10 protein-coding genes are annotated in these 9,118 nt (G+C 45.2%); 9 read left to right on the top strand and 1 reads right to left on the bottom strand.

Annotated features, from left to right (window positions below; translation table 11 throughout):
- Positions 1–51 precede the first annotated feature (51 nt).
- Positions 52–585: an outer membrane protein OmpX gene (ompX, locus tag UC14_RS00860; RefSeq protein WP_013574702.1), complete on the bottom strand. Its 534-nt coding sequence runs from the start codon at positions 583–585 to the stop codon at positions 52–54.
- Positions 586–984: 399 nt separating this feature from the next.
- Here ompX and rhtA point away from each other — a divergent pair, with 399 nt between their 5' ends.
- The 9 genes from rhtA (at position 985) to UC14_RS00815 (ending at position 9,108) form a co-directional block, all read left to right on the top strand.
- Entirely contained in the window at positions 985–1,971 is a 987-nt protein-coding gene (gene rhtA, locus UC14_RS00855; protein ID WP_013574701.1) for a threonine/homoserine exporter RhtA, read from the top strand.
- A gap of 175 nt (positions 1,972–2,146) precedes the next feature.
- Positions 2,147–2,710, top strand: coding sequence for a fasciclin domain-containing protein (locus UC14_RS00850; protein ID WP_112151171.1), 564 nt, complete (start codon positions 2,147–2,149; stop codon positions 2,708–2,710).
- 65 nt (positions 2,711–2,775) lie between these two features.
- The gene (locus UC14_RS00845) at positions 2,776–3,357 is read left to right on the top strand and encodes a sigma-70 family RNA polymerase sigma factor (protein ID WP_112197087.1); all 582 of its coding nucleotides are present in this window, start codon (positions 2,776–2,778) and stop codon (positions 3,355–3,357) included.
- Positions 3,354–4,031: an anti-sigma factor domain-containing protein gene (locus tag UC14_RS00840; protein ID WP_112197086.1), complete on the top strand. Its 678-nt coding sequence runs from the start codon at positions 3,354–3,356 to the stop codon at positions 4,029–4,031. The genes UC14_RS00845 and UC14_RS00840 overlap by 4 nt, the downstream gene beginning before the upstream one ends.
- 414 nt (positions 4,032–4,445) lie before the next feature.
- Entirely contained in the window at positions 4,446–4,949 is a 504-nt protein-coding gene (gene dps, locus UC14_RS00835) for a DNA starvation/stationary phase protection protein Dps (protein WP_015689551.1), read from the top strand.
- Positions 4,950–5,571: 622 nt separating this feature from the next.
- Complete coding sequence (locus tag UC14_RS00830; RefSeq protein WP_013574695.1) at positions 5,572–6,348, top strand: ABC transporter permease; 777 nt, start codon at positions 5,572–5,574, stop codon at positions 6,346–6,348.
- On the top strand, positions 6,345–7,010 hold the full coding sequence (locus UC14_RS00825) for an ABC transporter ATP-binding protein (RefSeq protein ID WP_013574694.1): 666 nt from the start codon (positions 6,345–6,347) through the stop codon (positions 7,008–7,010). The genes UC14_RS00830 and UC14_RS00825 overlap by 4 nt, the downstream gene beginning before the upstream one ends.
- Positions 7,011–7,117: 107 nt before the next feature.
- Entirely contained in the window at positions 7,118–8,224 is a 1,107-nt protein-coding gene (locus tag UC14_RS00820; RefSeq protein ID WP_112197085.1) for a Stealth CR1 domain-containing protein, read from the top strand.
- A gap of 14 nt (positions 8,225–8,238) precedes the next feature.
- Positions 8,239–9,108: a hypothetical protein gene (locus UC14_RS00815; RefSeq protein WP_112197084.1), complete on the top strand. Its 870-nt coding sequence runs from the start codon at positions 8,239–8,241 to the stop codon at positions 9,106–9,108.
- The last annotated feature ends 10 nt before the right edge of the window (positions 9,109–9,118 follow it).

Below are 9,118 nucleotides of genomic sequence, written 5' to 3'. Positions count from 1 at the left end.
TTTTTGTTTTCGCGGGAGGGTAACGGCAAAGCGTTACGCTGCGGCGAAGAATTAGAAGCTGTAACCCACGCCTGCGATCCAGGTACCAACATCAACACTGCGGATGCGGGACTGTTCGTAAGACACGTCCAGAGCAACGTTCTGGATTGGGTTGAACTGCAGACCAGCACCGTAAGAGAAACCGTAATCGCTGGTGTCATTTTTTTCACGGTTAGCAGTAGATGCTGCCGCTTCGTTGTACTGGAATTTGCCGTAGCCAACACCCACAACACCGTAGATGGAAACCCAGTCAGCCAGACGGTAAGCAGGACCCGCAGTCAGACCGTAGTATTGTGCTTTACGGTAGTCGCCAGATGCAGGAGAGCTGTCATCTTCGATGTAAGTGAAAGAACCGATAGCGCCCAGTGGGTTGCTATCTTGTTCCCAGCGGTATTTTAAGTTGAAGCCGTTTGCTTTGTTAGCAACGCCTTGTGCGTCACCCTGAGCGTAGCCAGCAGTTACGGTGCTGGTGTCAGCGAAAGCGCTTGAAGAAACGCCCAGTGCAACTACGCAAGCTAATGCGGAAAGACATGCAATTTTTTTCATAAACCACCTCAAAAAGAGAAACCAAAGTAACCTTCACGTTTGAAAATATAACAAAAACTAGTGTGAAACTCTGCCTCAATTAAGATGTCCAAAGCATCATATGGTGTAACAGGAAGTTTCCAGCACACGCTATCCATTTAATTTTATTGAGATTTTGGTCACACAAACTATAAGGTAAACTTATTGAACTTTTTGAGATTAGCAGATAATTCCTAAAAATTTGCTCAAAAAACAAACTATTTTAGGAAGTTTTTTAACAAACACGTTCCGAAAAAAACTTTTTCGTGAGGATTTTTTCTCGCCACTTTTCCCTCTACACTGACAGCGCTTTACCTTTCTTTTCAAAACTATAAATCTGAAGTTTCCGGATTCATGGGATCACCTCAAAAGGCGCAATGGATGACACAGTCAGGACAAAATCAGCCGCAGGATCCGCAGATCGCTCTGCAGGCAGCGACGCATAACAACAGCCCGCCCGTCCCTGCGTTACCGAAAAAAACCTCACCGCTGGTGGCGATTCTGTTGCTACTGATCGCCATGTTGTCATTACAAGGCGGCGCGTCGCTGGCAAAAACGCTTTTCCCGGTGGTCGGCCCGCAGGGTGTCACGGCTCTGCGTCTTGGTATCGGCTCTATTCTGTTGCTGCTCTATTTTCGTCCGTGGCGCCTGAAAATGCGCGGCGGTAATTTGCGTGCACTGATGATGTATGGCCTGGCGCTGGGCTGCATGAACTATTCGTTTTATCTGGCTCTGCGTACCGTGCCGCTGGGCATTGCCGTTGCACTGGAATTTACCGGCCCGCTGGCGGTCGCGATGTTCTCCTCACGCCGTCCGGTGGATTTCATCTGGGTCGTGCTGGCCGTAATCGGGTTACTGTTCCTGTTACCCCTCGGGCAAAGTGCCGGCGGTGTTGACCTCAAAGGTGCGTGCTTTGCGCTGATCGCCGGTGGCTGCTGGGCGGTTTATATCCTCGCCGGACAACGTGCTGGCAGCAGTTACGGACCGGGCACCGCCGCGATGGGGTCACTGATTGCGGCGTTAATCTTCTTCCCGATTGGCGCAATCCAGGCACACACCTCTATTTTCAGCTGGGATATTTTACCGCTCGGCTTGCTGATCGCCCTGCTCACTTCCGCCATTCCTTATTCACTGGAAATGATGGCCCTGACCAAACTGCCAGCCAAAACCTTCGGTACGCTGATGAGCATGGAACCGGCGATGGCCGCGCTTTCCGGCATTATCTTCCTCGGTGAATTCCTGACCGCGACGCAGTGGATCGGGCTGGCGGCGATTATCGCGGCTTCCGCCGGTTCAACACTTACCCTGCAGCGCAAAACCAAAATCGAGACGGTGGATATTGCCGGAAATACCCCTTCCGGGAAGTAATGGCACCGCATCGTATAAAAAAGCCACGTCATCCCGATGTGGCTTTTTCTTTTCTATCAGCAGGTTGAAAATTATTTTCATTTATTTCATTTTTCCTGCATCCAAAAGCAGAGGGTCATTCGTATGTATAGATGTGAGGCAAGACCTCACCTCCTAACTGACGAAGGACACCATCATGAAAACATTACTCCGTACCGCAATCTGTGCTTCTCTGCTGCTCAGCACCGCGTCAATGGCTGCAATGATGTCTCAAAGCACCACCATGGTCGGTGGCGCTGAAATGTATCCGTCCAAAAATATCGTAGAAAATGCCCTGAATTCGAAAGACCACACCACGCTGGTGGCGGCGGTAAAAGCAGCAGGACTGGTGGATACGCTGCAGGGCAAAGGCCCGTTCACCGTGTTTGCGCCAACCAACGCCGCGTTTGCCAAATTACCGGCGGGTACCGTGGATAATCTGGTGAAACCAGAAAACAAAGCCACCCTGACCAGCATCCTCACGTATCACGTGGTGGCCGGTAAATATGAAATGAAAGATTTGGAAAAACTGCTGAAAAAAGGCAACGGCGCGGCAGAACTAAAAACCGTTAACGGCCAGCCACTGTGGATCCTGAACAACGGACCTCACAATATTCAGCTCAAAGATGGCAAGGGGAATATCGCCAACATCAGTACTTATGACGTCCAGCAGAAGAACGGTGTGATCGACGTCATTGATACCGTCCTGATGCCAAAATAATACCGGCTATACTGAGGGCATGATTTCTCTTATGAAACAGCACCTCAGTAAGTCAGGACGCGCGAATGCATGACAATTTTTTCGTTAAGCCAACACCAGAGAATGCGCCGGAAGTACAGCGCGAACTGATGAGCGCCATGGCCGTTGGCGATCGTCAGGCATTTGAGCAGTTATATCGTCTGACGTCCCCCCGGCTATTCGCCGTCGCATTACGCATGTTGCGGCGACATGCCTGGGCAGAAGAAGTGTTGCACGACAGCTATATCACCGCGTGGAACCGGGCTGCCTCATATAATCCGGCGCTCAGTTCCCCGATGACCTGGCTCACCCATATTGTCCGCAACCGCGCTATCGACTGGATGCGCGGGAGCGATAACCAGTTAGATGAACTGGACGAGACAATGAATGACGGAGATGCCAGCGACTATGATGACCCCTTGCAACGGCTGCAACAGGACAGTGACGCCAAAATTCTGGCCACCTGCCTCGCACATCTGCCCGCCGAACAAAGACAAAGCCTGATCCTTGCCTATTATCAGGGCCTGTCGCACGGTGAGGTCTCATCGCATCTTCAACAACCTCTGGGGACGATCAAAAGCTGGATACGTCGCGCCCTGGATCACTTAAAGAGCTGCGTAGGACTATGAAAAGCAGAAGCCATTATCATGCCGCCCTGGCGGCTGAATATGCGCTCGGCACCTTGCGCGGCGCGGCCCGGATTCAGTTTGAGCAAAAAATGCAGGAAGACCCTGAACTGGCGGCCGAAGTGGCACGCTGGCAGGAAGCTTTCACGCAACTGGATAATCAGATAACCCCGGTCATCCCACCTGCATCGGTGTGGAAACGCATTCAGCATAACCTTGCGCTGCAACCGGCCAGACTTCCGGCTCCGGCGACACGACCGGTGCGGGCTTATATGGGCTGGGCGCTGGCCGCCGGGCTTGCCGCATTGTTGCTGATCCCCCGCCTGCTGGTTCAGCCAGAAGCGCCAATGCCGGTGGCGATACTGGCCAGCAGCGCCGGTACGCAAAGCGGACAGTGGGTGGTCAGCGCGGACAGAAGCACCCGCAGCCTGTTGCTGACGCCGATCAATGCGCAGAATATCGCCGCAGATCGCAGCCTTGAACTGTGGGCCATTCCGCCGGGAGGCAAGCCGCATTCCCTCGGCTTGCTGAATACGCAACAACCGACACAACTGGCGCTGGCAGCGAAAATGCCGGATGCAGGTTTTACGCTGGCAATAAGCCTCGAGCCTCACGGCGGTTCACCGACGGGGCAACCGACGGGTGCCGTTTTGTATAGCGGGGCGATGGCGCTTTAAAGGACAGCAGACAGTGATTAACGGCGGGTATTATCCCGCCGTTATATTTCAATATTAAATACGGCAAACTGTTATGCCGACTGGTCATATTCCATACCAGAACAAAATCCCGGTAAAAATATATCCGCACACTGTCACTTACATTTAAAAATATCTTCCCCCACGTAATGAAAATAATTATCAGTCTTAGTTTATTTTAGCAGATTAATAGAAGTGGAAGTTCAGGAGGAATCCTATCCACCTTATAAATCAGCATGATAAGCTGGAAGTGAAATCACAGCAGAGCTTATAAGACACACGCTATCAGAACGATAGGAATGTACGCCCTGCAAATTTTCAATTTATTGCTATACTGAATGCAGTTACGAAATACATTAGTAGCAATTAATTTTAATGAAACAAGGAGATATGTATATGAGTACCGCTAAACTGGTCAAAACGAAATCTTCTGAGCTTATCTACACACGCAATGATTTAGATGAAAGCGTCAAACTCAATACTATCAAGGTGCTGAACCGTCTGGTGACTGAATATATCGATCTGTCGCTGATCACCAAACAAGCTCACTGGAACATGCGTGGCGCAAACTTTATTGCCGTGCACGAAATGCTTGATGGTTTCCGTACCGCGATTATTGACCATCAGGACACCATCGCAGAACGTGTGGTGCAGTTAGGTGGTGTGGCGCTGGGTACCGTGCAGGTTGTTAACGATAAAACCCCGCTGAAAAGTTACCCGACCAACATCCATACCGTGCAGGAACATCTGAAAGCCCTGGCGGAACGTTATGGTGTTGTCGCGAACGATACCCGTAAGGCTATCGGCGAAGTAGAAGATGAAGACACCGCAGATATTTTCACCGCTGCATCGCGCGACCTGGATAAATTCCTGTGGTTCATCGAATCAAATATTGAGTAACAATGTGCTCTGACCGCGGGATCATACGGCGGTAAAATGAGCGATTAACAAGAAAAGGCCGGTGACGAAAGTCACTGGCCTTTTCATTTTCGATAACAAATACCTGTATCCTCTTCTGGCGAATTGCACTTAAAACCCCTCTTACCCTGTAACTTTACATCTATATTTAATAATCCCGCTGATAAATAGTTACATTTTCAACTACATTCTCAACTTCACCCCCTGGAACCGGTTTCATTATCCTACTGATAAACTTAATGTTTATTTTCATCCTAAGAGAATTCTTAAACCAATAGGCGGTGTGAATGATTTAATACAAATTAATAGTTCAAAGCAATTTTACATAACCTCGATCACACCTGAAACTTGCTGAAATATTTTTTCGCAACCTTTGCATTTTTGTGAAAAACACCTGCCAACCTAACCTGATAAAAATTAAAGATAATTTACAGGGATGTGACACCGCATTAACCCCCTAAATGCAACTTACGGAAAAGTGACTCCCCTGCTGCGGCAGCATCAAAGATGTGCCGCCTCCCACAATCCGACCCGATTCCGAGCGCATTGGCTGCTGTAAGCCAGGGGCGGTAGCGTGGAAAATGTAAAAAACTGGAATAATCTGATGGCACGTAGTGGCTTAGAAGTACAAAAAGCGGCGGTGAAAGCGCTGTTTTTAAGGGAAATCAAAACCCGTTTTGGTAAGTACCGGTTAGGGTATCTGTGGGCAGCGCTGGAGCCGATGGCACATATGTTGATTATGCTGGCCATTTTTGGCTACGTGATGCACCGCACTATGCCGGATATTTCGTTTCCGGTTTTCCTGATCAACGGCATTATCCCTTTCTTTGTATTTAGCAATATTACCAACCGTTCTATTGGCGCGATTGAAGCCAACCAGGGTTTGTTTAATTACCGCCCGGTTCGCCCTGTGGATACCATCATCGCCAGAGCAATGCTGGAAGCGCTGATATACGCGGTCGTGTACGTGTTACTTATGGCCATTGTCGGCCTGCTGGGCGAAGAGTTTGAAGTCACAAAGCTTATTACTCTGATTCTGGTCTGGGTACTTTTAGTGCTGTTCTCCTGCGGTATGGGCTTAATATTTATGGTGGTCGGAAAGTCATTCCCGGAGACCGAAAAGTTCCTGCCTATTTTGATTAAGCCTCTCTATTTCATTTCCTGCATTATGTTTTCTTTGCATAACATACCGAAGGAATACTGGCCTTACCTGCTGTGGAACCCTATCGTCCACGTGGTTGAGCTTTGCCGCGAATCAGTCGTACCGGGTTATATCAGTGAAGGCGTCAGCCTGAATTATCTGGCTGCCTGTACTCTGGTTGTATTGTTTATCGGCCTGGCCCTCTACCGGAATCGTGAAGAGGCGATGCTGACATCATGATAAAAATCGAAAACCTGACAAAATCCTACCGCACACCGAAAGGCCGCCATTACGTTTTTAAAGATCTCAATGTTGAGCTGCCTTCAGGTAAAAGCGTGGCGTTGATTGGCCGCAATGGCGCGGGTAAATCAACGTTATTACGCGTCATCGGCGGCATTGACCGCCCGGATTCCGGCAAAATTCACACGGAGAAAACCATTTCCTGGCCGGTTGGCCTGGCCGGCGGATTTCAGGGAAGCCTGACCGGACGTGAAAATGTAAAATTCGTCGCCCGCCTCTATTCCACACCAGATCAGTTACGTGAAAAAGTCGCCTTTGTCGAAGAGTTTGCCGAACTGGGCAAATACTTTGATATGCCGATTAAAACCTATTCTTCCGGTATGAAATCCCGTCTGGGTTTTGGTCTGAGCATGGCATTTAAATTTGATTACTATCTTGTCGATGAAGTCACCGCAGTCGGCGATGCCAGATTTAAGCAAAAATGCGCAGACTTATTCAAAGCACGACATGAGGAAGCCAGCTTTCTGATGGTTTCACATAGCCTCGGATCACTGAAAGAGTTTTGCGATGTGGCTTTGTTTATTGGAAGGGATAATAAAGTGAAGTACTTCGAATCGGTTGATGAAGCTATTACCACTTATAAAAATGATGAAGGGATATGAATAATAGTGCTTCTCATTGCAATGTCATAGTCCCCATGTGAGCGAAGTTGTTCAGTATCTTACTTAAAGAGAAGTGTCATCGTTTTTCACTGTAGGTTTTTTATCACATGAAAAAACTAAAAAAATTTATCAAAAGTCCTGGAGTTTTCTTTAGGGATTATTTTAACAAGAGATACCCGATAGTTAGGAATGAGATTCAGTGTCCTGAATTAGAAGAAAACGTATTAATCAAGCATAACCTTGCTATTGAAAACCTGTTGCCTATTAATTTCCCTATCGATGTGGTATTTACATGGGTTGATGATTCAGACATTAAGTGGAAAGAGAAGTATAAAAACTATAAGTCTGAAGTTGATATTGAAAAGTTAGGTAATTTCTCCACTGATAATGCGCGTTTTAACAATCATGATGAACTGCGTTATTCAATTAAAAGCATTGAGCTTTATTTGCCTTGGGTAAGAAATATTTTTATTATCACAGATAATCAAAATCCTTTGCGATGTGAATCAAACAAGAAAATAAAAATTATTGATCATAAAGAAATCATTGATGATAAATATCTCCCAACCTTTAACTCACATGTCATTGAGGCGCACTTACACAAAGTGCCTAATCTTGCTGAGCATTTCATCTATTTTAATGATGATGTCTTCGTCGCAAGACCACTGCCGCCGGGACATTTTTTCAAAAGCAATGGCCTTTCTTCATTATTTATCTCTCGAAAAAGCCTAAAAAATATGTCCTTAAAAGGCACTGAGACGCCGACGTTATCTGCATCTACAAAGTCGGCGAAAATATTCGATGAAGATTTCAATATAAATATTGACACTCCGTTAGTGCATACATATGTACCGTTGCAAAAAAGTTTTTTTGAGCTGGCATGGAAAGAATATGAAACTGAGATAACACTTTTTCTGTCAAACAAGTTTCGAACCAATAATGATATCAATATGGCAACTTTTTTTGTGCCATGGTTAGCGTATATCAAAGGCAAAGCAACTTTAGAAAGAGACGTATGCCATTATTTCAACATTCGCTCTAAAGCTGCCCGCAGCTATTATAAATCTCTGAAGATAAAAAAAATAACTGGCGAACAACCTCATTCATTTTGTGCAAATGACTTTAACTCCGAAACGGCAAATTTAGATAATTATAAAGAGCATCTTAAAGAAGCACTTGAAGATCAATTCAATTCCTCTTCTAGAAAAAAATAACATCGGAATAAAAAATGAAGATTATTATTTTTTTTATATTAATATATTCCAGTATTGTGCATGCTCAAAACCTTGCTGATATAGTTTCAAAAAATAACAATAACATAATTAACTCAAAAAAACTTTTCGCAGAAAAATTTACTTGCTTTCCATCCAGCACAAAAAAAATAATGCAATCGTTCTTTTTTGACGACAATGAAAATACTATTTGGTTAAGTTTTGACAATAAAGAACACGACAGCCAACTACTAGAAGAGTATGACAACAGTAAAAAATTAATATCTCAAATGATATTTTCCAATACAGATTCAATCGGACACCTTGATGGGCTATTCGTTAAAAACTCGGTAATTACAACGACCAACTCTTACAAGTCCCCATCTGTAATATTATTACATAAAAACAAAATCATAAAAAAATACACTTACTCTCAAAAAATATATGGAAATCAAATAATTGCCATGGATAGAAACAGCCCTCTCAAAGTAATTGTTTGGGCCTCGAGTGAAAGTCGTAAAAAAGTCATATATATGGGTGATTTAGATGTTGAAGAAAACATTATTCACTTAATGCCAACTAAAATTAACTTCCCACAAAATGAAGTAATGCAGGGACTTGCATTAGATGCCGGTTCAATATACGCGTTAACGGGATCTCCAAATAATACCATTAAATTATATAACTGGAATGGAAAAGGTTTTAGGAAAAAAACAGTCACAGAAATAGATATAAGTAAGGTTATAAAGGGAGGGGAATATAGATACGAAGCGGAAGGGATAAATATTATAAAATCAACAGGGAAGTTAAGCTTATTAATCGGCCTAGCATTAATAGACAAAAATGATCACTATAAAAACTGTATTGCTAATATTTCAACACAATAAATTCAAGGCA

This window comes from Rahnella sp. NRRL B-41462 (genome assembly GCF_003263525.1).
GTDB lineage: Bacteria > Pseudomonadota > Gammaproteobacteria > Enterobacterales > Enterobacteriaceae > Rahnella > Rahnella aceris.
The sequence above is the reverse complement of the archived record's forward strand: the minus strand, read 5'-3'. Positions and strand labels throughout refer to the sequence as shown.